The sequence below is a fragment of the Streptomyces gamaensis genome (assembly GCF_042656465.1).
Lineage (GTDB): Bacteria > Actinomycetota > Actinomycetes > Streptomycetales > Streptomycetaceae > Streptomyces > Streptomyces gamaensis.
Window position 1 is genome coordinate 238,770 of the sequence record NZ_JBHSPB010000003.1, and the last position, 25,156, is coordinate 263,925.

Here is a 25,156-nt window from a genome sequence, read left to right on the forward strand (position 1 = left end):
ACGCCAACGGGGCCCCGTCGCGCGACGGGGCCCCGTTGGTGGGAAGCCTGGAAAAGCGGGGAGCCGAGGTCAGGCGGTCTCGCGGGAGACCGTGGGGCCCTGGCGCACGCCGAGAGCGGTGACGCCGGTCTCCGTCCGTACCCGGTGCACGCTGCCCGGTGGCTCGATCACCAGGTCACCGGCGCGGTAGCGGTCGCCGTTGTCGTTGATCAGCTCGCCCTCCAGCACGAACATCAGCTCGTGGCCGAGGTGTTCGTGCAAGTCCCCGTGGGCGCCCGGAGCGAAGCGGACGAGGAATGCGGTGGCGTTCTGCGGGGCCTCGGTGGCGTACAGGGGGAGGATGTCCACCCCACCGGAGCGTCCCGGCTCACTCCAGGTGTTCCACTCCAGAGCTGCCCGTCCGGCCTCGGTCAGCAGCGCCCGCAGCACTGTGATGGAACGTTCCTGAACGGTGTGGTCCGTGATCGTATCGGTCATGCCGGTTGCCCTTCCTTGGCAGTCGCTGCGTGCGTGGGGGACGCCAGGGCGCTGGCGGCCACGGTGTCGGCATCGCGGGTCCACTCGTTCCAGGCACCGGGGCGGCCGCTGCCGGCGAGGGTGAACCAGCGGGTGTGCTCAGTCGGTACGCCCAGCACACACATCCCGCCGTCGGGGCGGCCCTCGATGTCCAGCGGGTGGAACGGGCTGGTGGTGACGGCCACACCGCCCGTAGGGAACGCCGCAGCACCCGAGCCGTTGACGAACTCCGTCCACATCCCCCGCCGCAGCAGGTTTCGCGTCAGCAGCGAGGGGTCCCGCGTCACATCCGGGTTGGGGATGCGGGCATCGATGAGGATGTCGGCGGTGACCGCCGAACCGGCCACCGCAGGGGAGGACATCACGAACGCATCGGCCTCGGCATCGCCGACAAAGCGTGTGTCGGGGCCCACGACACGCAGCAGGCCGGCCTCGATCAGGGCGAGCGCATACCGAACCCGCACTCGCGGGGGACCTGCGGCCAGGAACGAGTGACGTGGCGCGAAGTCCGCAAGGAAGTCGCGGTGCGACTGCGGCAGCAGCCCGGCGTAGTCGATCAGTTCACGGATGACCCACCGGGTATCGCGCAGCACGTCCAGGGACGTCTTGAGCGAGTCGCCCACGTTGCCGCGCTCGGCGTGCTCCAGGTCCACACGCATCACGTCGGCCAGCGCCCGGTCGAAGTCCTCGACACTGGTGAACTTGCGCCCGGCGAACGGTCGGCTGAGCCGGTCCAGGTCCGGCGCCGTGGTGGTGTCCACCACGCCGTGCCGCGCCGCGACGTCCGCGACATCGGGTACCCCGTGCCCGGCCAGGGCGAGCACCTCGGCCCGGAACGCCTTCACCCGCTCGGGGCCGGCATCGCGCAGAAGGGCACTGAAGTACGTGAGGTGGACCTCTGCCTCCAGCCAGGGCCGGACGTCTCGGGTGAAGTCCAGCGGCCCTTGCGGGACATGCGCCCTGACCATGGCCGGGATGAAAAGCGCGGGCCGGTAGCTATAGGTGGCGGCCTTCTGGTTGCGTCCCCGGGCCGGCAGCGGGACACCGCTGCGCGAGCCTGCGAGCATGAGTGGCTCTTCACCGCTGGGCTCGTAGCGGACGCTGCCGTCGATGTCCTCGATGAACTTGCCGCCGCGGCCGACGGTCAGCGCGTACATGATGTCGTAGAAGGACAGGCCGATGCCCAGGATGCCCACGGACGCGTCCGCGGGTATCGCGTCCAACGGCATGTCGGCGGCGGAGTCGCCGCGGATGTAGCGCAGGTGCGGGCGGGCGGCAGCGAACTCGGCCAGCTCCTGCTGGGCGCCGGTCAGGGCGGGGGTGGGGTGCCCGGTGGTGAGTACGACCTTGTCGGCTGCCAGCCGGGTGCCTTCCGACAGCACGACGTCGTAGCCGCCGGTGGTGGTGGGCGCGACGTCCTCGACAGTGCCGGTCACCTGGCGCAGGGTGGCCCACGACGGCAGGCTCCGCTCGACGACCTCCAACACGTAGCGCATGTACCGGCCGTGCAGGGCACGCGGCGCGTAGCCGTCCGGCCCGGGGCAAGCCGGGTCCACGCTCTCCCACCATTGCGCCAGCGAAGGACCGGCGCCCGGGCGCACGGGCCCGTCGTCGGATGGACCGGAGAACATGGTGACCTCGCCGCAGACGGTGTTCATCAGGAACCAGTCGGGCTGGTCACTGCGCCAGATCCTGCCGCAGCCCACCTCCACGGCATCGACCAGGAAAATCTCCGTCGGCAGGGAGGGGCCATCAGCCAGGCGAGCGGCGAGGCGTTCCAGCACCCCCATGCCTCGGGGGCCGCTGCCGACTATGACGATGCGGTGTGAATCCGCCACCACGATGGACCTCTCTTACGGGGAGTTCTCGGATCGAATCGTGCAGCCATAGCCGACCCGGTGGATTTTCTCTCGCACAAACACACCCGCCTAATTCAGAGGGCGCATTTCCATGCAGTTTCTGGGGAATCCGAGTTCTCCCGACCGCTGCACCGGATTGTCTCCCGGCGCCAGGATAGGTGGGCCCGAACGGCAAGATCAACACCGTTTCACTCATGCCACCATGAGCGTCATTCATATCTATGGTGGACCGTGAATTCGGCGGCTACGATCGCACTGCATCTTGAACCAACGGATCAGCAACAGCGGAGACGCAAGCGTGGGACGCCCCGGACTCTTGATCATGGACCTCATCAACGATGTGGTCCACCCCGACGGAACCTATGCGCGGGAGGGCTACGCCGACCAGGTGGCCCGCCGCGGGGTGCTCCGGAACGCAGCCCGGGCGGCGGACCTGGCGCGCGGGGCCGGCATCCCCGTCGTCCACGTAACGGTCGGGTTCTCCGCCGGATACCCGGAATGGCCCGCCTCCTCTTCGGTATTCGCCCCCTGCCGCGACGAGGGCCGGCTGCTGCTCGGCGCATGGGGCACCCAGCAACACGAGACGGTGCGCCCCAAGGAGGGCGAGGTGCTGGTGTCCAAGCACCGGCTCAGCCCCTTCCACGGCACCAGCCTCGACCTGCTGCTGCGCGCCCAGGACATCGACACAGTGCTGCTGGCCGGCGTCTCCACCGATCTGGTGGTGATGTCAGCCGCTCGCGAGGCGCACGATCGCGACTACCGCGTGCAGGTGCTGGAGGACGCGACTGCCTCCCGTACCGACGAACTGCATGACGCGGCCGTCATGCTGCTGGCACGCACCGCGACGGTGACCACCGTCGACCAGGCCTTCGGCCGCTGACCCGCAGGATCCGACCCCGAGGAGCGCCCATGGGCTCGACCCTGGCCGAGAAGGTATGGAACGAGCACGTCGTGCGCCGCACCGTCAGCGGCGAGGACCTGCTCTACGTCGATCTGCACCTGCTGCACGAGGTCAACACCCCGCAGGCGTTCCAAGGCCTGCGGGCCGCCGGGCGCAGTGTGCGGCGCCCCGGCCTCACCCTGGGGACCGAGGATCACAACATCCCCACGGTCTCTGTCGACAAGATCATCCAGGATCCGGTGGCGCGGCGACAGTCGGAGCTGATGCGTAAGAACTGCGCCGACTTCGGTATCCCGCTGTACCGGATGGGTGATCCCCGTCAGGGCATCGTCCACGTCATCAGCCCGGAGTTGGGCCTGACCCGGCCCGGCATGACCATCGTGTGCTGCGATTCGCACACCACGACGCAGGGCGCGTTCGGCGCCTTGGCCTTCGGAATCGGCACGAGCCAGGTCGAGCACGTGCTGGCCACCCAGACGCTGCCTATGCGCCGACCGCGTGACATGGCGGTGACCGTCACCGGCACGCTGCCCGCCGGGGTCGGGGCGAAGGATCTGGTGCTGGCGCTCATCGCGCGGATCGGCACCGCCGGCGGACAGGGGCACATCGTGGAGTACCGCGGCACCGCCGTCGAGGCGTTGTCGATGGAGGCCCGGATGACCCTGTGCAACATGACGGTCGAGGCGGGCTCGCGTGCCGGCATGGTCGCACCAGACGCCACCACCCTGCGCTACCTGGCCGAGCGCCCCGGCATGCCGCAGGGCGAGGCGTGGGAGGAGGCTGTGCGGTACTGGACGTCGCTGCGCAGCGACGCGGACGCCGTCTTCGACAAGGAGGTCGTCATCGACGGCTCCGCCTTGTCACCGTACGTCTCCTGGGGCACCAACCCCGCCCAGAGCGTGCCTCTGGACGAGGCGGTCCCCTCGCCCGACGACTTCGCCACCGAACGGGAGCGCGCCGCGGCACGCCGGGCGCTGGAGTACATGGCGCTCACGCCAGGCACACCCCTGCGGGACGTGGGCGTGGACGTGGTCTTCGTCGGTTCATGCACCAACGGCCGCATCGAGGACCTGCGGGCCGTGGCCGAGGTCCTCGACGGCCGACAGGTGGCCGAGGGCGTCGAGCTGATGATCGTCCCTGGTTCGGCGAGCGTGCGCAGGCAGGCTGTCGAGGAGGGGCTGGCCGATGTCTTCGCCCGTGCAGGAGCGGACTTCCGGGCGGCCGCTGGCTGCTCGATGTGCGCCGCGCTCAACGAGGACCGGCTGTTGCCCGGCCAGCGGGCCGCTTCCACCAACAACCGCAATTTCGAGGGTCGGCAGGGCGCCGGGTCGCGCACGCACATCGTCTCCCCGGCCGTCGCGGCCGCCACCGCCGTCGTCGGCCGACTGGCCGCTCCGGCCGATCTGTGAGGAGTGCTCCCGTTGGAGAAGTTCACCGTCCACCGCGGCACGGCGGTGCCGCTGCGGCGCAGTGACGTCGACACCGACCAGATCATCCCGGTGCGTTTCGTCAATCACTCCGAGCGCACCGGGCACGCCGACTCGCTGTTCGCCGACTGGCGCACGGACCCGGAGTTCGTCCTGAACCAGCCGGCCCACCAGGGGGCCAGCGTACTGATCGCGGGCACGGACTTCGGTACCGGCTCCTCGCGCGAGTACGCGGTCTGGGCGCTGCTGAACTACGGCTTCCGGGCAGTGGTCGCCCCGCGCTTCGGCGATATCTTCCACGGCAACGCGCTGATGAACGGTTTGCTGCCGGTCACCGTCGCAGAGGAGGTCGTCGAGGAGCTGTGGGACCTGGTTACCGGTGACCCCACCCGTGAGGTCACCGTCGACCTGGTGACATCGACCCTGAACTGCGGGCCGGTGGACGTCTCCTTCCAGGTGGAGGAGGGGGCGCGCCTGCGGTTGCTGAACGGGCTCGACCTCATCGGCGACACCCTGCAGTACGAGGAGGAGATCGCCGCCTACGAACGCACGCGCAGGCCGATGCTGTCGGTCACCACGACGTCCTGAGAGGCTGCGGCCCAGGATGCGCCGCTGCCCGGCGGGCGGCCACCCGCCGGGCAGCGGCCACGAAAGCACTCGCCCGGCCCTCGTCGGCGGCCCCGGCCCCCACCACGACGGACAGCTGACGGGAGACCGCCGGGGTCAGTGGCAGCCTGCGCAGGTTCAGCGGCACCTCGGGCAGAACCAGCTCGGACAGCACAGCCACGCCCAGGCCCTCGCCGACCATGGCCAGCACAGTGGTCAGGTCCTGGATGTGGTGCGGGACAGTGAACTCCACTCCCGCCCCACGGAACACACGCTGTGCCGCCTCCGGGTCCCAGGCCGGGATGATCAGAGGTACTCGCGCCAGCTGCTCGCAGCTGACGGCGTCGGCACCGGCCAGCGGGTGGTCCTGGGCCACCACGGCGCACATCGCCTCGCGCACCAGGGGCGCCGCCGTCAGCTCGGGCGGGGTGGCGTGGACGATGCCTACGTCCACGCCACCCTCACGCAGCCAACGACCGATCTGCAGGTCGCTGCCCTCGCGGACGGCGACCTGCAGCCCCGGGTGGTGGGCGGCGATGTCGGCTATCAACCGGGGCAGCAGCCGGGAGGCGAAGCCGGGGCTCGCGCCCACGCGCAGCTTGCCGTCCGTCGCCTGCGACCCGCGGGCCCGGCTGACCACAAGATCGGCATGGTGCACCACAGCCTGAGCGTGCCGGATCACCTGCTGACCCTCCACGGTCAGTACCGTGCCGGCGCGCCCCCGGTCCATCAGAGTGATCCCGAGTTCCCGTTCCAGCGCCGACACCGCGTGGCTGACGGCGGACTGACTGATGCCCAGCCGCTGCGCGGCGCGGGTGAAGCTCGCCGTCTCGGCAACGGCGACGAACGCGGCACACTGCGTCAGTTTCACGGCACCCTCTCGATCGGAAGTTTCATGCACGGCATTCATATCCGTCGGTGACGGTAATGGAAGAATGCCACCCTCCGGTTCTTCGCTCCTCACAAAGAAGGGGAGCGGTGGAGGGCCCCTCCACCTTCTCCAGCAGCCTTTCCACTTTTGAATGATCCCCGTTGACTACCTCATGCGGGCGCTCCAAGAATGCATTCCGAAATTCTGACTCTGCACGGCCATCAGCCCTGAAAGTGCGGCTGACACAATCAGGAAAGCGAGCGATGCAACCCATTTACTCCCTGAGCCAGGCGGAGCGCGACGCGCTGTACAACCTGCTGGACGGGATCGGCAAGCACCCTTACGAGGACTACCCTGCCTTCTCCCGCGCGGTGGCGGATGTGATCGACCAGGGCCGGGTCCCGGCCTTCTTCACCGAGGTCTGCTCCCGCATCCGGCAGGAGCGGCTCTCCGGCACGTCCCAGGCTCATGTCCTGCGCAACGTCCCCATCGACGCGGAGATCCCGCTGCTCGACAACGACGACCCGGTCAGTGACAAGCACGCCAAGAAGACAATCTTCGTCGGCGAGGCCCTGCTGGAGCTGTTCAACCAGCTCATGGGCACGCCGCTGCTCGCCTACGCCCGTAACCGCGGTGACTTCTTCACCGACGTCGTGGCCTACAACCGCTTCGACGGCCTGTTCACGGGCTACAGCGACAGCGAGCTGTACTTCCACAACGACCGCACAGCCCATCCGGTGCGCGCCGACTACATCTCGCTGCTGGGCATGCGCTGCCCGGACGACGTCATCTACACCGGCTACGTGGACGGTACAGCCCTGCTGGAGCACCTCGACGAAGCGCAGCAGGCCACCTTGCGCGAGCCGTATTTCGTCACGGCGTTCGACGTCTTCTCCCGCGAGCACAACAGCGAGCTGACCGAGTCGGAGAAGCACCCGATCCTCTACGGCCACCACAGCTTCCGCTACATGGACACCACGACGACCGTCGCGTCCGACGCCCCGGTGGAGGCCCGCGACGCGATCATCGCGCTCAAGGACGCGCTGGCCAAGGCCCACAAGCAGCGCCACCGCATCCTCACCGGCGACCTGTTCGTGCTGGCCAACCAGGACGGCATGCACAGCCGGGAGAAGATCGAAATCCTCGACCCGGTCCGGGCGAAGACCCGCTGGCTTCTGAAGACCTACGCCTTCCGGGACGACGCAGCGGCCGATGTGCACGCCGACGCGTGGCTGAACGGGATCCGCGGCCTCGTGGCCGACTGAGCAACCGTCACCCGCCTGCCGTCCGCGTCCGCGCGCGGGCGGCACCCCGGAAGGAAGAGCCCACCCATGTCGTCCCGCGTTGCCTCCCGCTTCTCCCTGATCGAGAAGTCACCGACCTACGCGATCCTCGACCTGGCGGCCGAGCTGCGCGCCCAGGGCGAGTCCGTCATCGACCTGGGCGGTGGAGAACCGGACTTCGCCACTCCCGATCACATCACCGCCGAGGCCAAGGACGCCCTCGGCACCGGATTCACCCACTACACGCCCAGCCGCGGACTGCCCGAGCTGCTGGAGGCGATCAGCGACAAGCTGCTGAAGGACAACGGCCTGCAGGTCAACCCGGCCCAGCAGCTGATCGTCACCCCGTCGGCCAAGCACGCCCTGTTCATCTCCGTCATGACCCTGCTCGGCCCCGGCGACGAGCTGCTGGTGCCCACGCCGAGCTGGGTCAGCTACACCGCGATGGCCCACCTCGCCGGTGCCCGCCCGGTGTTCGCCCCTATGGCGGCCGCCGACCGCTTCCGGATCACCCGTGAGGCGCTCGAGGCGTACATCACCCCGAACACCCGGGCCATCCTGATCAACAACCCCAACAACCCCACTGGCAACGTCCTCACCCCGGAAGAGGCCGAGGCGATCGCCGGCAGCGCCGCCGATCACGACCTGTTCGTGATCGCCGACGAGATTTACGAGAAGGTGCGGTTCCGGGGCGAGCACATCAGCCTCGCGACGCTGCCGGGTATGGCCGAGCGCACCGTGACGGTCAACGGATTCTCCAAGGGCTACGCGATGACCGGCTGGCGGCTCGGATACGTCGCGGCGCCCCAGGACGTCTCCGCCGAGATGCTCAAGGTGCAGCAGCACACCGTCGGATGCGCCGGATCATTCGTACAGCGCGGCGGCCTCGCCGCACTGACCGGCCCGGAGCAGGACATCGAGCGGATGACCGCTGCCTACGCTGCCCGCCGCGACCTGCTGGTGGACGGCCTGAACCAGGTACCCGGGCTGGTCTGTGCGCGTCCGGACGCCGCGCTGTACGTCCTGTGCGACGTCACCGGCACCGGTTTCCCCGACGCAGCTTCGTTCACTGCCTGGCTGCTGCGCGAGGCGAAGGTCGCCGTCACTCCCGGCCCTGCGTTCGGCCCCGGCGGCGAGGGCCTTGTCCGGCTGTCATTCGCCTCCGCACCACAGGTGCTGCAAGAGGCAGTGGACCGCATCAGCGCCGCGATGGCCCGGCTGTGACACGTCCCCTTCCGATCGGCCCCTTTCCCTGGGAGGACCCGAAGTGACCGCTCTGCCCTCATCATCCCTGCACGGCCGTGCCACACCCGTGACCGCCGCAACCGTCCGACAGCGCCCTTCCGGGATGCCTGCCCACCGCTACCGCCCGTACGAGGCGATCGACCTGCCTGACCGCACCTGGCCGGAACGGCGGATCACGCAGGCGCCGCGCTGGTTCTCCACCGACCTGCGGGACGGCAACCAGTCGCTGATCGACCCCATGTCCCCGGCCCGCAAGCGGGAGATGTTCGATCTGCTGGTGCGCATGGGCTACAAGGAAATCGAGGTCGGCTTTCCCGCATCGGGGCAGACCGACTTCGACTTCGTGCGCCAGATCATCGAAGAGGACGCTATACCGGAGGACGTGACGATCACCGTCCTCACCCAGGCCCGTGAAGAGATCATCGAACGGACCCTGGAGTCGCTGGTCGGTGCGCCCCGCGCCACCGTGCACCTGTACAACGCGACGGCGCCGCTCTTCCGCGACGTGGTCTTCCGCGCCGGGAAGGAGGAGATCAAGCGGATCGCGGTGGACGGCACCCGCCTGGTAATGGCCTACGCCGAGAAGCTGCTGGGCGACGAGACAGTCTTCGGCTATCAGTACAGCCCGGAGATGTTCACCGAGACCGAGCTGGACTTCGCCCTGGAAGTGTGCGGGGCGGTGATGGACCTATGGCAGCCCGAGGAGGGCCGCGAGATCGTCTACGCCCTGCCGGCGACCGTCGAGCGCTCCACCCCCTCGACTTACGCGGACCGCATTGAGTGGATGTCGCGTAACCTGCCGCGGCGCGAGTACGTGTGCTTGTCCGCCCACCCGCACAACGACCGGGGCACCGCGGTCGCCGCTGCCGAACTGGCGGTGATGGCTGGCATCAACCGGATCGAGGGCTGCCTGTTCGGCCAGGGCGAGCGCACCGGCAACGTCGACCTGGTCACCCTGGGCATGAACCTGTTCTCCCAGGGCGTCGATCCGCAGATCGACTTCTCCCGGATCGACGAGGTGCGCCGCAGCGTGGAGCGCCTGACCCAAATGGAGGTCCACCCACGTCACCCGTACGCCGGCGACCTGGTCTACACGGCCTTCTCGGGATCCCACCAGGACGCCATCAAGAAGGGCTTCGAGGCGCTGGAGGCCCGAGCCGCAGCCCAGGGCACGCCCGTGAACCAGACCGAGTGGGGTGTGCCGTACCTACCGATCGACCCGCGCGACGTCGGCCGCTCCTACGAGGCCGTCATCCGCGTCAACTCCCAGTCGGGCAAGGGCGGCGTGGCCTACGTGCTGCGCAACGACCACCACCTCGACGTGCCGCGTCGGATGCAGATCGAGTTCTCCCGCACCGTGCAGCAGTACACCGACCTGCGCGGCGGCGAGGCCACACCGGAGGACATTTGGTTCCTGTTCTCCGACACCTACCTCGAGCGCTACGACAACCCATGGGGCCGGGTGACGGTGCTGGGATACAGTACCGCCACGGCCGCCGACGGCACATGCCGGCTCACCCTCGAAGCGCGCGTTGACGGTGAGTCAGTGGTGCTGAGCGGCACGGGTTCCGGACCGGCCGAAGCGGCAGCCGAAGCCCTGTCGTCGCTGGCCCGGGTGACGGTGCTTCAGACCACCGGCCACCCGATCGACGATGGCATGCGCCCGACCACCGCCGTCTACGCCGAGTGTCTGGTGGACGGCGAGGAGCTGTGGGGAGCCGGCATCGACGGTCACCCCACCCAGGCGTACGTCAAGGCGGTGGTCTCTGCGGTGAACCGGCGGCTCGGCCAGCGCTCTGTGGATCCCGCGGTCATTGTTCCGGCCACTCGCTGAGGCCGTGGTGGGAGGCTGTCTGCTGGAACAGCAGTACAGCCTCCACCCGGTTGCGAACCTTCAGTTTCCCGAGAATATGGGAGACGTGGCTCTTGACGGTCGCGGACGTTATGTCCAGCAGACCGGCGACCTCGGTGGTTGACCTGCCAGTCGCCAGCAAGGAGAGGACCTCGAACTCACGGTCGGACAGGCCGTGTATGTGTTGCTCGGGATCGGTTGCCGCCTTCGGCCGTCCGGGCTGGGACGGCGTGGCGGAGGAGATCAGTCCCGGGCTGAAGAGGGTGTAGCCCACGGCCGCCGCGGCGACGGCGAAGGCGAGCCGGTCCGGCTTGGTGTCCTTGGTGAGCAGTCCTGCGACGCCGGCGGCAAGCGCGGCATCGATGTCCCGGTCGGCCCACCGGGCGCCCAACAGCAGTACCCGTGCACCCCTGCCCACGAGCGCCCGCGCCTGTCGGCCGACTTCGTCACCAGGGCTGACGGACAACAGCACCAAGTCCGCCCGGTCGAGCTGCCACTCGCGTAGCGGCCGACTGGCGTCGATGGCGACGATGGACTGCACCTGGCCACTGCCGCGCAGAGTCGTGCTGATGACGTGCCGTGCGAGGGGGTCCCGGTCGGCGACGAGCACACGAGGAGCGGTCGTGTGCCGCGCGGGTCTCGAGGGAGCGGGTTCGCGGGCATTCGTCGCTCTCGATACCCCGTCGATCTCCGACGAACCTGTGAGGCGGATAGCTAGGGCAGAGGACATACGAACCTCCAAGAGGTGTCTTTCGGCACCGCTGCGCGTTTCATGGTGAATGCATCTATGTGTCGACGGGCCGGGCGGGCCAAGGAACTTGCGATGGGGCGCCGACGCCTCGCGGTGCCGTCACGGCCCGAACGAGGTGGGAGTGATGATCAGGCCACGAGGGACACGATGGTGAGCTGTTGATCGAGTCTTTCGGGCGGACTCACCCGTGGGGCGCGGGCTCGTGGCACGGCGTCACAAGCTGCTCGTGACAAAGGCGGTGGTAACGACAACACGTGACACGGCAGGAGCCCGTGCTACTGCGACGAAAGGCGTCTGACGTGGTGCGACTGACCAATGACATGACTCTCTCCCCCCCCGGGTGATCACTAAGATAGTGCATCTCAGAGCTGGCTGAAACTGTGCCCTTACACCGAGCAACGACGTGTGAGCGTCGTACTCAGCCGCGGCTGGCCTCGAGGCGGAGAAGCTGGATGGAGAGTTCACCGCCTCGTACGGCGCTGCGCACTCGCCACCGAACTGCTGCCCGCATTCGTCATGGGCACCGGTGAAACGAGCACCCCGTACCGCTCCGTGCAGATGACTGCCGATGCGAGCAGCGACAGCCAGTAGTTCGGAGCGAAGTCACCTGCATTGACGGCCCGTTCACACTGCGACGAGACGGACCCGATCACCACACAGCTTGGTCATGTCGTCGATATCCGAGGTCAGCATCACCACCGGCCGCTGCTGCCGCAGGGCCGTTTCGGCAACGGCCGCGTCGATGGCGTACTTGTGGCCGTGCAGGCCGACCGCCATCAGCAGCGCCGAGGCCGCCTTCGCCTCCTCGTCCCCCACCGCGACGACCCGCAGCCCGGACAGCAGCCACCGCAGCCGGGCCTTGTCGGTGCGGGCGTGGACGGCCTCGATGATGGTGAGCGCGCAGATCACCACATCCATGCCTCGCCGCCGCGCCTCGGCGACCAGGGCGACCACCGGCTCGTCATCGGCCAGGAGCTTGGACAGTCCCTCGCTGTCCAGGACCAAGGTCCCCTCGTGACTCAGCTTGCCGCGGGCCACTGCTCTTCCCCGGCGAACACCTCGTCGAAGACCTTCCGCGCCCGGTCCTGAGCCCGCTCCGAGACCGGGCCCTCGCGCCGCTCGTAGTCGGCCAAGTACTCGTCCAGGATCTGACCACGCAGCTCACGCTCGACTGCGGCCGTGATGAACGCGGAGAACTCCCGCTTGCCGACCCGCGCGCGGATCGCCTCCGCCGTCCCCTCCGGCAACGACAGACTCACCCGTGTCGCCGGACCCTCACCAATGCCGTACGTCTCCTCGGACATACAGTCCATTGTGTCAAACGAGTAGGAAACGGCAAGGCGGCCAGCACCCGGCCCTCTGACGAATACCGGGGGATCCAGCCCCTCTCTCCCCCGACGCTTTGCACCCCACCCGTGCTGACGCGTCAACACGGAAATCGAGACAAAAAGACCCCCCTGCCTGCGTTTCCGCAGGTCAGAGGGGTGCATCCAAGTGGAGCCTAGGGGAGTCGAACCCCTGACATCTGCCATGCAAAGACAGCGCTCTACCAACTGAGCTAAGGCCCCGTCGCAGACCAGACTACCCGGTGCCCGAGGTCTTTTCCGACCGGGTATCGCCGGGGCCCTGCCCTCTCCGTAGGATGCACCGCAAGATTCGCGGCAGCGAAGCGAAGGGGAGAGCGAGATGGACGCAGCACAGCAGGAAGCCACCGCCCGCGCACGGGAGCTGCAGCGGAGCTGGTACGGGGAACCCTTGGGCGCGCTGTTCCGCCGGCTCATCGACGACCTCGGTCTGAACCAGGCCCGTCTCGCCTCCGTCCTCGGGCTGTCCGCGCCCATGCTCTCCCAGCTGATGAGCGGTCAGCGCGCGAAGATCGGCAACCCGGCCGTGGTGCAGCGGGTGCAGGCGCTGCAGGAGCTCGCCGGGCAGGTCGCCGACGGCAGCGTGAGCGCCGCGGAGGCCGCCGACCGCATGGAGGAGGTCAAGAAGAGCTCGGGCGGCTCCGTCCTCAACTCCACGCAGACGACGGCCAGCAGCGGCGCGCCGACGGTGCGCCGGGTGGTCCGCGAGATCCAGTCGCTGCTGCGCTCGGTCGCGGGCGCCGGCGACATCATCGACGCGGCGAACCTCCTCACCCCCACCCACCCCGAACTGGCCGAATTCCTACGGGTGTACGGCGCCGGGCGCACCGCGGAGGCGGTCGCGCACTACGAGGCGCACCAGAGCTGACCGAGCGGCCCGGGGCAACGGGGCGGGGGATCGGACCAGGGGATCGGGCGGGACGTGAGCGGGGCGGCGCAGCGCGATGGGTGAGGTCTTCGCCGGGCGGTACGAGCTGGTGGACCCGGTCGGACGCGGGGGCGCGGGAGCGGTCTGGCGGGCCTGGGACCGCCGTCGGCGGCGTTACGTGGCGGCGAAGGTGCTGCAGCACAGCGACGCCCACACCCTGCTGCGGTTCGTGCGCGAGCAGGGGCTGCGCATCGACCACCCCCATGTGCTGGCCCCGATGAGCTGGGCGGCGGACGACGACAAGGTCCTGTTCACCATGGACGTGGTGCACGGCGGCTCGCTCGCCCATCTCATCGGCGACTACGGGCCTTTACCGCCGCATTATGTGTGCGTCCTGCTCGACCAGGTCCTCTCGGGGCTCGCCGCGGTGCACGCGGAAGGCGTCGTCCACCGGGACATCAAACCCGCCAACATCCTTTTGGAAGCGACCGGAACGGGACCGCCGCATGTGCGGCTGTCCGACTTCGGTATCGCGATGCGCAAGGGCGAGCCACGGCTGACGGACATCAACTATGTGATGGGGACGCCGGGTTATTTCGCGCCCGAGCAAATGCTGGGCGAGGAGCCGGACTTCCCCGCCGACCTCTATGCCGTCGGACTGCTGGCCCTGTATCTCCTCACGGGCCGCAAACCCGACGCGGAAGCACTCGTCGAACGTTTCGCGCGGGAGGGCGTTCCGCCCGCCCCGCGCGAGGTCCCCGCCCCGCTCTGGCAGGTCGTCGCGCACCTGCTGCAGCCGGATCCGGCGCTGCGCTTCCGTACCGCCACGGGGGCGCGCAAGGCCCTTGCGGAAGCGGTGGAGTTGCTCGGCGCGGCCGCCCCTGACGAGGAGCCGATCGAGGTCTTCGACCAGGTGGGGCCGCTGCCGCCGGGGTTCGGGCCCGACGGCCCCGAGCGGGCGTCCGGTCAGGACCGGCGGGCCGCCGCGCCGCCCGCCGTGAGCGCGCCGCCCGCGCCCCTTCCTCCGCCGGTGCGACCGCCCGTACCGCCACTCCCCGCAACGCCGCCCACAACGCCCTCCGCGACGCCGCCCGCGACTCCCACGGCGGGCTCAGCGGCGCCGTCCCCGACGCCCCCGGGGGCCTCTCCGGCCGCCCCCGCCTGCCCGTCCACGCGCCCGTACACGCTCCCGCAGCGGCTCCCCGGGCCCACGTCCCCGGAGCCCGCCGCACGGCCCGTACGGCGGTCCGGACCGCCCGCGAAAGTGGCCGTGCCGGTGCTGCTGGTCGCGCTGCTGTGCCTCGCCGTCGGCGCCTGGGCACTCGCCACCAGCTGATTCGCGCTCGCAATCCAGATCTTTGCTCTGGCGAATACAGCAGGGCCCCGGCCGTGGCGGCCGGGGCCCTGCTGCAGACTCTTTGACTTACACACCCGAACCTGCGGGCACGGAGTCGGTCGCCTCCGTCCACAGGTCCTGCTCGGCGCGATCCGCCTGGATCTGGCGGTACACGAGGAGCCCGCCGATGGCGGCCAGTGCGACCAGGAGGAGCTTCTTCACCGCGCGACCTCGTCTTTCCTTGACGTAAGGGGACCTCTGGTGGCCGATGATACACACCGGCCGATACCGATCGGTGACCTGTGCAGGGACCGCTTCCGGGCCGTCGGCCGCCCAACTCCCCCGCCTCGCAAAACAGATCGGGCCGACCGGAGATTTCTCTCCGGTCGGCCCGATCTCGCCGGTGGGGCTAACAGGACTTGAACCTGTGGCCTCTTCCTTATCAGGGAAGCGCTCTAACCGTCTGAGCTATAGCCCCGCGCTGCACCGAAAGATTAGCGCACTTGGGGCCCAGTCCCAAAATCGTCCCGACCTGCGGGTCCGGACCCCGGTGCGCGGCGGCCGTGCGGGCCGCTACTCGTCCTCGGCGAGAGTCAGCTCCACGCCGCCGACGAAGCCGGCGGCGAGGTTGTAGACGAAGGCCGCGAGCGTCGCCAGCGCCGTCGCCAGCACCACGTCGATCACCGCGATGAGCGAGGTGAACAGCAGCACGTTCGGCAGCGACAGGAACGACTGCAGATCGAAGCCGCCGCCGTCGGCCGCGCCCGTGGCGTCCTTGATCGTGCCGCCGACGGCGGACAGCACGCCCATGGCGTCCATGACCAGCCACAGCACGGTGGCCGCCACGATCGTGCACACACCCAGCGCGATCGACAGCAGGAAGCTCACCTTCATCACCGACCACGGGTCGGCCTTGGCCACCCGCAGCCGGGCCTTGCGCGTGCGCGGCCCCACGGGGGCCGCGGGCACCGCCGACGCCGCGGGGCGGGGCGGCGGGACCCGCCGCTCCCCGGCGGCCGCCGCGGGCGCCCCGTCGCCCTTGCCGCCGCCCGTGGTCCGGGCGGCGGCAGCGGGCTTCGCCTTCGCCGCCCCCTTGGCCGCGGGGCGGGCGGACGCGCCCTCCGCCGGCGGCGCGTACGCCTTCGGCGGGTGGTACGGCTCGGCGTCCCGTGCTTCCGTCACAGTGCCCCCCTTGCCCGCCTTGCCCGCCTTGGACGCGGCCGCGGCGGAGCCACGGGCGGCCGCCGGATCGCTGCCTGTGCCGGTGCTCCCCCCGCGCCGCTCGGCACCCGCACCGCCGGCCGCGGTGCCCGTGGCTCGACTCACGACTTACTCCTCGGTGTTCCCGGCCGCGGGCTCCCCACCCGCGGCCGCCGGGGCGGCCTCTCCCTCGGCCGCCTCGGCCGACTCCTCGACCTCTTCAGCCTCGCGACCGGCCTCGGCGTTCCGAGCGATGCCCACGACGGCATCGCGCTTGCCCAAGTTGATCAGCTGGACGCCCATGGTGTCACGGCCCGTCTCACGGACCTCGGCCACCCGCGTGCGGATCACGCCACCGCCGAGCGTGATCGCGAGGATCTCGTCGGTCTCCTCGACCACCAGCGCGCCGACCAGCGAACCCCGATCCTCCACGATCTTGGCCGCCTTGATACCGAGGCCGCCGCGGCCCTGGACGCGGTACTCGTCCACCGCGGTGCGCTTGGCGTAGCCGCCGTCCGTGGCCGTGAAGACGTACGTACCGGCCCGCACCACGTTCATCGACAGCAGCTCGTCGCCCTCGCGGAAGCTCATGCCCTTCACGCCGGACGTCGCGCGGCCCATCGGGCGGAGCGCTTCATCCGATGCGGTGAACCGGATGGACTGCGCCTTCTTGCTGATCAGCAGCAGGTCGTCCGCCGCGGAGACCAGCTCGGCGCCGATGAGCTCGTCCTCCGCGCCGCTCTCCGTCTCCCGCAGGTTGATCGCGATGACACCACCGGAGCGCGGCGAGTCGTAGTCCTTCAGCGGGGTCTTCTTCACCAGGCCGGACTTGGTGGCCAGCACCAGGTAGGGCGCGGCCTCGTAGTCCCGGACGGCGAGGATCTGGGCGATCTTCTCGTCCGGCTGGAAGGCCAGCAGATTGGCCACGTGCTGACCGCGCGCGTCGCGGCCGGCGTCCGGGAGCTCGTAGGCCTTGGCCCGGTAGACGCGGCCCTTGTTGGTGAAGAACAGCAGCCAGTGGTGCGTGGTCGAGACGAAGAAGTGGTCGACGATGTCGTCCTCCCGCAGCTTCGTGCCGCGCACCCCCTTGCCACCGCGCTTCTGCGAGCGGTAGTCCTCGGTCTTGGTGCGCTTCACATAGCCGCTGCGGGTGATCGTGACGACGATGTCCTCCTCGGCGATCAGGTCCTCGATGGACATGTCGCCCTCGAAGGGCACCAGCTGGCTGCGCCGGTCGTCGCCGAACTTCTCGACGATCGCGGTGAGTTCCTCGCTGATGATCCCGCGCTGCCGCTCGGGCGAGGCGAGGATCGCGTTGTACTCGTTGATCTTCGCCTGGAGCTCGTCGTGCTCGGCGGTGATCTTCTGGCGCTCCAGAGCGGCCAGCCGGCGCAGCTGCATCTCCAGGATCGCGTTGGCCTGGACCTCGTCGATCTGCAGCAGGCCCATCAGGCCCTCGCGGGCGACGTCGACGGTGTCGCTGCGCCGGATGAGGGCGATGACCTCGTCGATCGCGTCGAGCGCCTTGAGCAGACCGCGCAGGATGTGGGCGCGCTCCTCGGCCTTGCGCAGCCGGAAGCGGGTGCGCCGGACGATGACCTCGACCTGGTGCGTGACCCAGTTGCGGATGAAGGCGTCCAGCGACAGGGTGCGCGGCACGCCGTCGACCAGCGCCAGCATGTTGGCGCCGAAGTTGGTCTGCAGATCGGTGTGCTTGTAGAGGTTGTTGAGGACGACCTTGGCGACCGCGTCCCGCTTGAGGACGATCACCAGGCGCTGCCCCGTGCGCGAGGAGGTCTCGTCGCGCACGTCGGCGATGCCGCCGATCCTGCCGTCCTTCACCAGGTCGGCGATCTTCTGCGCGAGGTTGTCCGGGTTGACCTGGTAGGGCAGCTCGGTGACCACCAGGCACTGGCGGTTCTGGATCTCCTCGACCTCGACCACGGCGCGCATGGTGATCGAGCCGCGGCCGGTGCGGTAGGCCTCCTCGATGCCCTTGCGGCCCACCACGAGGGCGCCGGTCGGGAAGTCGGGGCCCTTGATGCGCTCGATGAGCGCGTCGAGCAGTTCCTCGGGGGTCGCGTTCGGGTTGGCCAGGAACCACTGGGCGCCCTCGGCCACCTCGCGCAGGTTGTGCGGCGGGATGTTGGTGGCCATACCGACGGCGATACCGGCGGAACCGTTCACCAGCAGGTTGGGGATGCGCGACGGCAGGACCGTCGGCTCCTGGTTGCGGCCGTCGTAGTTGTCCTGGAAGTCGACGGTCTCCTCGTCGATGTCCCGGACCATCTCCATCGACAGCGGCGCCATCTTGCACTCGGTGTAACGCATGGCGGCGGCCGGGTCGTTGCCCGGGGAGCCGAAGTTGCCGTTGGAGTCGACCAGCGGCATCCGCATCGCCCAGGGCTGGGCCAGGCGCACGAGCGCGTCGTAGATGGAAGCGTCACCGTGCGGGTGGTACGTACCCATGACGTCACCGACGACGCGGGCGCACTTGTAGAAGCCCTTCTCGGGCCGGTAGCCGCCGTCGTACATCGCGTACAGCACACGGCGGTGCACCGGCTTGAGGCCGTCGCGCACATCGGGCAGCGCACGCGAGACGATCACGCTCATCGCGTAGTCGAGGTACGAGCGCTGCATCTCGGTTTCGAGCCCGACGGGCTCGACGCGCAGGCCCACGCCTTCGATGGTGGCGGGCTGCCCCTCGGGCGTGGTGCCGTCGGGCGTAACGGGGACCTCGGGGGTGGTCTCGTCGGCCATTGCTGTTCAAAGTCCTTTCGAGCGGCGGCTGTTGTCGGGCCGACTCAGATGTCGAGGAAGCGGACGTCCTTGGCGTTGCGCTGGATGAACGAGCGCCGTGCCTCGACGTCCTCGCCCATGAGTACCGAGAACAGGTCGTCCGCCTGGGCCGCGTCGTCCAGGGTGACCTGGCCGAGCACACGGTGGTCGACGTCCATCGTGGTCACGCGCAGCTCCTCGGCGTTCATCTCACCGAGACCCTTGAAGCGCTGGACCGAGTCGTCCTTGATCCGCTTGCCGTTCTCCCGGCCGAGCTGGATCAGCGCGTCGCGCTCGCGGTCGGAGTAGGCGTACTCGAAGTCGTCCTTGCCCCACTTGATCTTGTAGAGCGGCGGACGGGAGAGGTAGACGTGCCCGGCCTCGACCAGCGGCCGCATGAAGCGGAACAGGAAGGTCAGCAGCAGGGTGTTGATGTGCTGGCCGTCGACGTCGGCGTCCGCCATCAGGATGATCTTGTGGTAGCGGAGCTTCTCGATGTCGAAGTCCTCGTGCACACCCGTGCCGAAGGCGGAGATCAGCGCCTGGATCTCCTGGTTCTGCAGGATCTTGTCGACCCGCGCCTTCTCGACATTGAGGATCTTTCCCCGGATCGGGAGGATCGCCTGGTACTCGGGGTTGCGGCCGGACTTGGCCGAGCCGCCGGCGGAGTCACCCTCGACGATGAAGATCTCGCACTTGGCCGGCTCGTTCGACTGGCAGTCGGAGAGCTTGCCCGGCAGCGAGGCCGTCTCCAGCAGGCCCTTGCGCCGGGTGAGGTCGCGCGCCTTGCGGGCGGCGACGCGGGCGGTCGCGGCCTGGATGGCCTTGCGGATGATGTCCGCGGCCTCGTTGGGATTGCGGTCCAGCCAGTCCGTCAGCTGCTCGTGGACGACCTTCTGCACAAAGGTCTTGGCCTCGGTGTTGCCGAGCTTGGTCTTGGTCTGGCCCTCGAACTGCGGCTCGCCGAGCTTGACCGAGATGATGGCCGTCAGACCCTCGCGGATGTCGTCACCCGTGAGGTTGTCGTCCTTCTCGCGCAGCAGCTTCTTGTCGCGCGCGTACCGGTTGATCAGACCCGTCAGCGCGGCGCGGAAGCCCTCCTCGTGGGTACCGCCCTCGTGCGTGTGGATGGTGTTGGCGAAGCTGTAGACGCCCTCGCTGTACTGGGTGTTCCACTGCATCGCGACTTCGAGGGAGAGCATCCGCTCCTTGTCCTCGGCGTCGAACGCGATCACCGTGGGGTGGACCAGCTCGCCCTTGCGCGAGTTGAGGTACGTGACGAAGTCGGAGATGCCGCCCTCGTAGTGGTAGCGGACGGAGAGCGGCTTGCCCTCCTCGTCCACGTGGTCCGGGCGCTCGTCCGTCAGCGAGATGGTCAGGCCCTTGTTGAGGAACGCCATCTCCTGGAAGCGCCGCGAGAGCGTCTCGAAGGAGTACTCGGTGGTCTCGAAGATGTCGCCGTCGGCCCAGAAGGTGACGGAGGTGCCGGTCTCGCCGGTCGCCTCGTTCTTCTGCAGCGGGGCGGTGGGGGCACCGAGCTTGTAGTCCTGGGTCCAGCGGAAGCCGTCGCGCTTGACCTCCACCGCGACGCGCGTGGACAGCGCGTTGACGACGGAGACGCCGACGCCGTGCAGACCGCCGGAGACCGCGTAGCCGCCGCCGCCGAACTTGCCGCCCGCGTGCAGCACCGTCAGCACGACCTCGACGGCCGGCTTCCCCTCGGAGGGGACGATGTCGACCGGGATACCGCGGCCGTTGTCGACGACGCGCACGCCACCGTCGGACAGGATCGTCACGTCAATGGTGTCCGCGTGCCCGGCCAGGGCCTCGTCGACGGAGTTGTCGACGACCTCGTACACCAAGTGGTGCAGACCGCGCTCACCGGTCGAGCCGATGTACATGCCGGGCCGCTTGCGGACCGCGTCGAGCCCCTCCAGGACCGTGATCGCGCTGGCGTCGTACGAGGCGCCGGCTGCGGGTGCCGCGGAGGCGGCGCCCTCGGTCGTGGAAGAGGCGATGTTCTCGTTGGGGTTGCCGGAATCGGCCACGAAGCGCCCTTTCTGGCACAGCACAGGCCCTCCCCGGCCTACTGCGGGGAGACTCCACCCGGGGCAGGCAGGAGCGGCTGCGTCGTTCTGCGTTGGTCGACGAGTCCCGCGAGCCGGCGGGATTGCCACCAGTCTACCGGTAGCGCTGACATGAATGGGGGTTTGGCGGCGCCTGAGCCTTCACGTGCCGCCCTGAACCGGCATCAGCCGACTCCCTATATGTGGACCCGGGTTCCAAGAGGCTCACAGCGGCACTCAGCGCTTCGGGTTGTCAACCACCCGCTACCGTGCGGGACCCCGCCGGGGCGGCTCAGCCGTAGGTGTCCCCGGGGCCCTTGCTGCCGGGCGCGCGCAGCGGCCCGTACCGGCGGGCGGGGCCGCCCGGCCCCTGCACCTTGATCGCCTTGACGGTGCCCGGCCCGAGGTCGTCGTTGAGCCGGGCCACCAGCGCCGGGGCCAGCATCCGCAGCTGGGTCGCCCAGGACGAGGAGTCGCAGGCGACGGTCAGCACCCGCGTGTCGTCGTCGTAGCGCTGCGGGTCGCAGTGCAGCGCCAGCACATGCCCCACGATCTGCGGCCAGCGCCCCATCACCCCGCCGACGGCCGCGGGCCGCTCCCAGCCGCGCTCGGTGAGCAGCCGGTTGATCGCGGCGCCGAGCGGCAGCGGGTCCCGGCCGTCCGCGTGCGCGCCCGAGCGCAGCCCGCCGCCCCGGCGCGCCTGCTTCTTCTGCTGGGCCGCGGTGCCCCGGGCCTTCGCCTGCTCCTTCGCGGCCCGCAGCGCGACCCGCGCCAGGTCGGCGCCGGAGGGCCCGGGCCTGTCGGCCGCCGCGCCGGCGGCGGCCTTCTCGGCAGATTCGTTCATGCGCGCTCGACCAGGCCTTCCGCGACCGTGTACCGCGCGCCCGTCAGGACCGCCGGTACGTCCTCGGCCACCGCGGCCGTCACCAGCACCTGCTCGCCCGGGGCGACCAGCTCCGCCAGCCGCTCCCGGCGCCGGGCGTCCAGCTCCGCGAACACGTCGTCCAGGACCAGGACCGGCTCGTTGCCCTCGGTGCGCAGCAGCTCGTAGGAGGCCAGCCGCAGCGCCAGCGCGTACGACCAGGACTCGCCGTGGCTCGCGTATCCCTTGGCGGGCAGCTCGCCCAGCCGCAGCACCAGATCGTCGCGGTGCGGGCCGACGAGCGTCACGCCCCGCTCGATCTCCTGCTTGCGGGCCTCGGCGAGCGCCGCGAGCAGCACCTCGTACAGCTCCTCGCGGCTGTGCGCGCCCTCGATGCCGGCCGGGCCCCGGTAGTCGAAGGCGACCGGGCCGCCGCCGGGCGCCAGCTGCTCGTACGCCTTCTCGGCCAGCGGCCGCAGGCAGCCGATCAGGTCGAGCCGCTGCGCGAGCAGCTCCGCGCCCGCCCGCGCCAGGTGCTGGTCCCACACGTCGAGCGTGGACAGATCGGTCCCCGCCCTGCCGCCGTGCCGCCGTGCCATGGCCGCGCTCTTGAGGAGGGTGTTGCGCTGCTTGAGGACGCGGTCGTAGTCGGAGCGCACCCCCGCCATGCGCGGGGAACGCGCGGTGATCAACTCGTCGAGGAACCGGCGCCGCTCTCCCGGATCCCCCTTGACCAGCGCCAGGTCCTCGGGCGCGAACAGCACCGTGCGCACGATGCCGAGCACGTCGCGCGGCCTGACCTGCGAGGAGCGGTTGATACGGGCCCGGTTGGCGCGGCCGGGGTTCAGCTCCAGCTCGATCAGCTGCGAACGCTCGCCCTGCGCGACGGCCGCACGGATCACCGCCCGCTCGGCGCCCAGCCGCACCAGGGGCGCGTCGGTGGAGACGCGGTGGCTGCCGAGGGTCGCCAGATAGCCGACGGCCTCGACGAGATTGGTCTTCCCCTGGCCGTTGGACCCGACGAAGGCCGTCACGCCCGGGTCGAGCGGCACCTCGGCCCGGACATAGGAACGGAAGTCGGCCAGCGACAGATGCGATACGTGCACGGTTGCGCGCCGGCCCCTTCCGCCTCGGCTGCTCTTGCTTCTCGCGTCGCCCTCGGGCGGCGGCGCGACTACTTGCTCTCGACCGCGTGGCCGCCGAACTGGTTGCGCAGCGCGGCGATCATCTTCATCTGCGGCGAGTCGTCCTGCCGCGAGGCGAAGCGGGCGAACAGCGACGCGGTGATCGCGGGCAGCGGCACCGCGTTGTCGATCGCCGCCTCGACCGTCCAGCGGCCCTCGCCGGAGTCGGCCGCGTAACCGCGCAGCTTGTCCAGGTGCTCGTCCTCGTCGAGGGCGTTGACGGCCAGGTCGAGCAGCCAGGAGCGGATGACCGTGCCCTCCTGCCAGGAACGGAAGACCTCGCGCACGTCGGTGACGGAGTCGACCTTCTCCAGCAGCTCCCAGCCCTCGGCATAGGCCTGCATCATCGCGTACTCGATGCCGTTGTGGACCATCTTCGCGAAGTGGCCCGCGCCCACCTTGCCCGCGTGGACGGAGCCGAACTCGCCCTCCGGCTTGAGCGCGTCGAAGACCGGCTGCACCCGCGCGACATTCGCGGCGTCGCCGCCGTACATCAGCGCGTAGCCGTTCTCCAGGCCCCAGACGCCGCCGGAGACACCGCAGTCGACGAAGCCGATGCCCTTGGCGGCCAGCTCCTCGGCGTGCTTCTCGTCGTCCGTCCAGCGCGAGTTGCCGCCGTCCACGACGATGTCGCCGGGGGAGAGCAGCTCGCCGAGCTCGTCGATGGTGGACTGGGTCGCGGCACCGGCCGGGACCATGACCCACACCACGCGCGGGGCCGACAGGGAATCCACAAGCTCCTGGAGGCTGTGGACATCGCCGAGGTCCGGGTTGCGGTCGTATCCGATGACGGTGTGGCCCGCGCGGCGGATGCGCTCACGCATATTGCCGCCCATCTTGCCGAGACCGACGAGTCCGAGCTCCATCTTGATCCTCTATGCCGTAGTCGTTGCGATTCGTACCTGAGCCCGAGCCTACGCCCGGGGGTCCGCGCACACCTGTGGGCTCCGCCGCTCACAGGACGACCCGCCCGACGCGACCGGGCACCGCGCTCGGCGGTGCCCGGGGACGGGGTGCTGCGCGGGACTCAGCCCGACAGCCGCACCGGCATGATCAGGTACTTGTACGTGTCGTCCGCCTCGGCGTCCTTCGCGGGCCTGCCGCTGAGCAGCGCCGGCTTCGTCGAGGTGGTGAACGACAGCTGCGCGACCGGCGAGTCGATCGCGGACAGGCCCTCCAGCAGGAAGCCCGGGTTGAACGCGATCGAGATGTCCTCGCCCTCCAGCTCGGCGTCGACACGCTCCACAGCCTGTGCGTCGTCGCTGGAACCGGCCTCCAGGATCAGCACGCCCTGCTCGAAGCTGAGCCGGACCGGGGTGTTGCGCTCGGCGACGAGCGCGACGCGCTTGACGGCCTCGACGAACGGGGCGGTCTCGATCACGGCGACGGAGTTGAACTCGGTCGGGAAGAGCGTGCGGTACTTCGGCAGGTCGCCTTCGAGCAGGCGGGTCGTCGTACGGCGCCCGTTGCCCTCGAAGCCGATCAGGCCCTCGCCGGCGCCCGAGCCCGACAGGGCCAGCGAGACGGTCTCGCCGCCGCTGAGCGACTTGGCGGTCTCCAGCAGCGTCTTGGCGGGCACCAGGGCGACCGCGGAGATGTCCGGGGTCTCCGGCTTCCACATGAACTCGCGGACCGCGAAGCGGTAGCGGTCGGTGGAGGCGAGGGTGACGGTGTCGCCCTCGATCTCGATACGGACACCCGTGAGCACCGGCAGCGTGTCGTCACGGCCGGCGGCGATGGCGACCTGGGCGGCGGCCGCGGCGAAGACCTCGCCCGGCACCGTGCCCGTGGCGGTCGGCATCTGCGGCAGCGCCGGATACTCCTCCACAGGCAGGGTGTGGAGGGTGAATCGCGAGGAGCCGCAGACCACGGTCACGCGCACCCCGTCCGTGGAGATCTCCACAGGCCTGTTGGGAAGCGCGCGGCAGATGTCCGCGAGCAGCCGGCCGGAGACCAGGACGGTGCCGTCCTCCTCCACCTCCGCGTCCACCGAGACGCGGGCCGAGACCTCGTAGTCGAAGCCGGACAGGCTCAGGGAGCCCTCCTCGGCCTTCAGCAGCAGGCCCGCGAGCACGGGCACAGGCGGACGGGCCGGGAGGCTGCGGGCCGCCCAGGCCACTGCCTCCGCGAGTACATCGCGCTCCACCCGGATCTTCACCGGTACCGCCTCCTGCTGTGTTGCTGGCT

General features: G+C 69.7%; 22 protein-coding genes and 2 tRNA genes. 8 read left to right on the plus strand and 16 right to left on the minus strand.

Translation table 11 applies throughout. The features are described from left to right. Positions 1-69: 69 nt before the first annotated feature. The gene (locus ACFP1Z_RS06010) at positions 70-477 is read right to left on the minus strand and encodes a cupin domain-containing protein (protein ID WP_390314836.1); all 408 of its coding nucleotides are present in this window, start codon (positions 475-477) and stop codon (positions 70-72) included. Further along, entirely contained in the window at positions 474-2,354 is a 1,881-nt protein-coding gene (locus ACFP1Z_RS06015) for an FAD/NAD(P)-binding protein (protein ID WP_390314837.1), read from the minus strand. Before ACFP1Z_RS06015 ends, ACFP1Z_RS06010 begins: the two co-directional genes overlap by 4 nt. Before the next feature lie 319 nt (positions 2,355-2,673). On the opposite strand from ACFP1Z_RS06015, the gene ACFP1Z_RS06020 reads away from it, so the two are divergent. The 3 genes from ACFP1Z_RS06020 to leuD are packed head-to-tail and all read left to right on the plus strand — an operon-like array spanning position 2,674 to position 5,291. Continuing rightward, positions 2,674-3,255 (plus strand): cysteine hydrolase family protein, encoded by a 582-nt coding sequence (locus ACFP1Z_RS06020; protein ID WP_390314838.1) that lies wholly within the window; start codon positions 2,674-2,676, stop codon positions 3,253-3,255. A 29-nt stretch (positions 3,256-3,284) separates the two neighbouring features. Beyond that, the gene (gene leuC, locus ACFP1Z_RS06025; protein WP_390314839.1) at positions 3,285-4,685 is read left to right on the plus strand and encodes a 3-isopropylmalate dehydratase large subunit; all 1,401 of its coding nucleotides are present in this window, start codon (positions 3,285-3,287) and stop codon (positions 4,683-4,685) included. 12 nt (positions 4,686-4,697) lie between these two features. Further along, positions 4,698-5,291: a 3-isopropylmalate dehydratase small subunit gene (gene leuD / locus ACFP1Z_RS06030; protein ID WP_390314840.1), complete on the plus strand. Its 594-nt coding sequence runs from the start codon at positions 4,698-4,700 to the stop codon at positions 5,289-5,291. On the opposite strand, the gene ACFP1Z_RS06035 is transcribed toward leuD, so the two are convergent. Then, a complete protein-coding gene (locus tag ACFP1Z_RS06035) occupies positions 5,275-6,180 on the minus strand; it encodes a LysR family transcriptional regulator (protein ID WP_390314841.1) in 906 nt (301 codons plus the stop codon). The two genes, leuD and ACFP1Z_RS06035, sit on opposite strands and share 17 nt — an antisense overlap. Positions 6,181-6,443: 263 nt before the next feature. Here ACFP1Z_RS06035 and ACFP1Z_RS06040 point away from each other — a divergent pair, with 263 nt between their 5' ends. The 3 genes from ACFP1Z_RS06040 (at position 6,444) to leuA (ending at position 10,542) form a co-directional block, all read left to right on the plus strand. Next, on the plus strand, positions 6,444-7,445 hold the full coding sequence (locus ACFP1Z_RS06040; protein ID WP_390314842.1) for a TauD/TfdA family dioxygenase: 1,002 nt from the start codon (positions 6,444-6,446) through the stop codon (positions 7,443-7,445). A gap of 66 nt (positions 7,446-7,511) precedes the next feature. Further along, entirely contained in the window at positions 7,512-8,687 is a 1,176-nt protein-coding gene (locus ACFP1Z_RS06045) for a pyridoxal phosphate-dependent aminotransferase (protein WP_390314843.1), read from the plus strand. 124 nt (positions 8,688-8,811) lie between these two features. After that, a complete protein-coding gene (gene leuA / locus ACFP1Z_RS06050) occupies positions 8,812-10,542 on the plus strand; it encodes a 2-isopropylmalate synthase (RefSeq protein WP_390315059.1) in 1,731 nt (576 codons plus the stop codon). On the opposite strand, the gene ACFP1Z_RS06055 is transcribed toward leuA, so the two are convergent. From ACFP1Z_RS06055 to ACFP1Z_RS06070, 4 genes are all read right to left on the minus strand, one after another. Further along, a complete protein-coding gene (locus ACFP1Z_RS06055) occupies positions 10,520-11,170 on the minus strand; it encodes a helix-turn-helix transcriptional regulator (RefSeq protein ID WP_390314844.1) in 651 nt (216 codons plus the stop codon). The genes leuA and ACFP1Z_RS06055 overlap by 23 nt on opposite strands. 765 nt (positions 11,171-11,935) lie before the next feature. Next, on the minus strand, positions 11,936-12,349 hold the full coding sequence (locus ACFP1Z_RS06060; protein ID WP_390314845.1) for a DNA-binding protein: 414 nt from the start codon (positions 12,347-12,349) through the stop codon (positions 11,936-11,938). Continuing rightward, positions 12,331-12,615 (minus strand): hypothetical protein, encoded by a 285-nt coding sequence (locus ACFP1Z_RS06065; protein WP_390314846.1) that lies wholly within the window; start codon positions 12,613-12,615, stop codon positions 12,331-12,333. Before ACFP1Z_RS06065 ends, ACFP1Z_RS06060 begins: the two co-directional genes overlap by 19 nt. Before the next feature lie 191 nt (positions 12,616-12,806). Continuing rightward, positions 12,807-12,879 (minus strand) — tRNA-Ala (locus tag ACFP1Z_RS06070). Between the two features lie 118 nt (positions 12,880-12,997). Between ACFP1Z_RS06070 and ACFP1Z_RS06075 the strand changes: the two genes are divergently transcribed. Beyond that, the gene (locus tag ACFP1Z_RS06075; protein ID WP_390314847.1) at positions 12,998-13,543 is read left to right on the plus strand and encodes a helix-turn-helix domain-containing protein; all 546 of its coding nucleotides are present in this window, start codon (positions 12,998-13,000) and stop codon (positions 13,541-13,543) included. Positions 13,544-13,619: 76 nt separating this feature from the next. Beyond that, positions 13,620-14,879 carry a serine/threonine-protein kinase gene (locus ACFP1Z_RS06080; RefSeq protein ID WP_390314848.1) on the plus strand — a complete coding sequence of 420 codons (1,260 nt, stop codon included), beginning with the start codon at positions 13,620-13,622 and terminating at the stop codon, positions 14,877-14,879. A gap of 87 nt (positions 14,880-14,966) precedes the next feature. Here the strand turns inward: ACFP1Z_RS06080 and ACFP1Z_RS06085 are convergent, their stop codons facing one another. The 9 genes from ACFP1Z_RS06085 to dnaN form a co-directional block, all read right to left on the minus strand. Further along, positions 14,967-15,101, minus strand: coding sequence for a DLW-39 family protein (locus tag ACFP1Z_RS06085; protein WP_003958712.1), 135 nt, complete (start codon positions 15,099-15,101; stop codon positions 14,967-14,969). 182 nt (positions 15,102-15,283) lie between these two features. Continuing rightward, positions 15,284-15,357: transfer RNA gene (locus tag ACFP1Z_RS06090), tRNA-Ile, on the minus strand. A 95-nt stretch (positions 15,358-15,452) separates the two neighbouring features. Further along, entirely contained in the window at positions 15,453-16,205 is a 753-nt protein-coding gene (locus ACFP1Z_RS06095) for a DUF3566 domain-containing protein (protein WP_390314849.1), read from the minus strand. A gap of 3 nt (positions 16,206-16,208) precedes the next feature. Further along, positions 16,209-18,839 (minus strand): DNA gyrase subunit A, encoded by a 2,631-nt coding sequence (gyrA, locus tag ACFP1Z_RS06100; protein ID WP_390314850.1) that lies wholly within the window; start codon positions 18,837-18,839, stop codon positions 16,209-16,211. Positions 18,840-18,883: 44 nt separating this feature from the next. Continuing rightward, a complete protein-coding gene (gyrB, locus tag ACFP1Z_RS06105; RefSeq protein WP_390314851.1) occupies positions 18,884-20,929 on the minus strand; it encodes a DNA topoisomerase (ATP-hydrolyzing) subunit B in 2,046 nt (681 codons plus the stop codon). Positions 20,930-21,215: 286 nt separating this feature from the next. Continuing rightward, entirely contained in the window at positions 21,216-21,767 is a 552-nt protein-coding gene (locus tag ACFP1Z_RS06110; RefSeq protein WP_390314852.1) for a DciA family protein, read from the minus strand. Continuing rightward, positions 21,764-22,891, minus strand: coding sequence for a DNA replication/repair protein RecF (recF, locus tag ACFP1Z_RS06115; protein WP_390314853.1), 1,128 nt, complete (start codon positions 22,889-22,891; stop codon positions 21,764-21,766). Before recF ends, ACFP1Z_RS06110 begins: the two co-directional genes overlap by 4 nt. 68 nt (positions 22,892-22,959) lie before the next feature. Beyond that, positions 22,960-23,835 carry a phosphogluconate dehydrogenase (NAD(+)-dependent, decarboxylating) gene (gene gnd, locus ACFP1Z_RS06120; protein ID WP_390314854.1) on the minus strand — a complete coding sequence of 292 codons (876 nt, stop codon included), beginning with the start codon at positions 23,833-23,835 and terminating at the stop codon, positions 22,960-22,962. Positions 23,836-23,996: 161 nt separating this feature from the next. Beyond that, positions 23,997-25,127, minus strand: a complete 1,131-nt coding sequence (gene dnaN / locus ACFP1Z_RS06125) for a DNA polymerase III subunit beta (protein ID WP_390315060.1) — start codon at positions 25,125-25,127, stop codon at positions 23,997-23,999. Between the last annotated feature and the right edge of the window lie 29 nt (positions 25,128-25,156).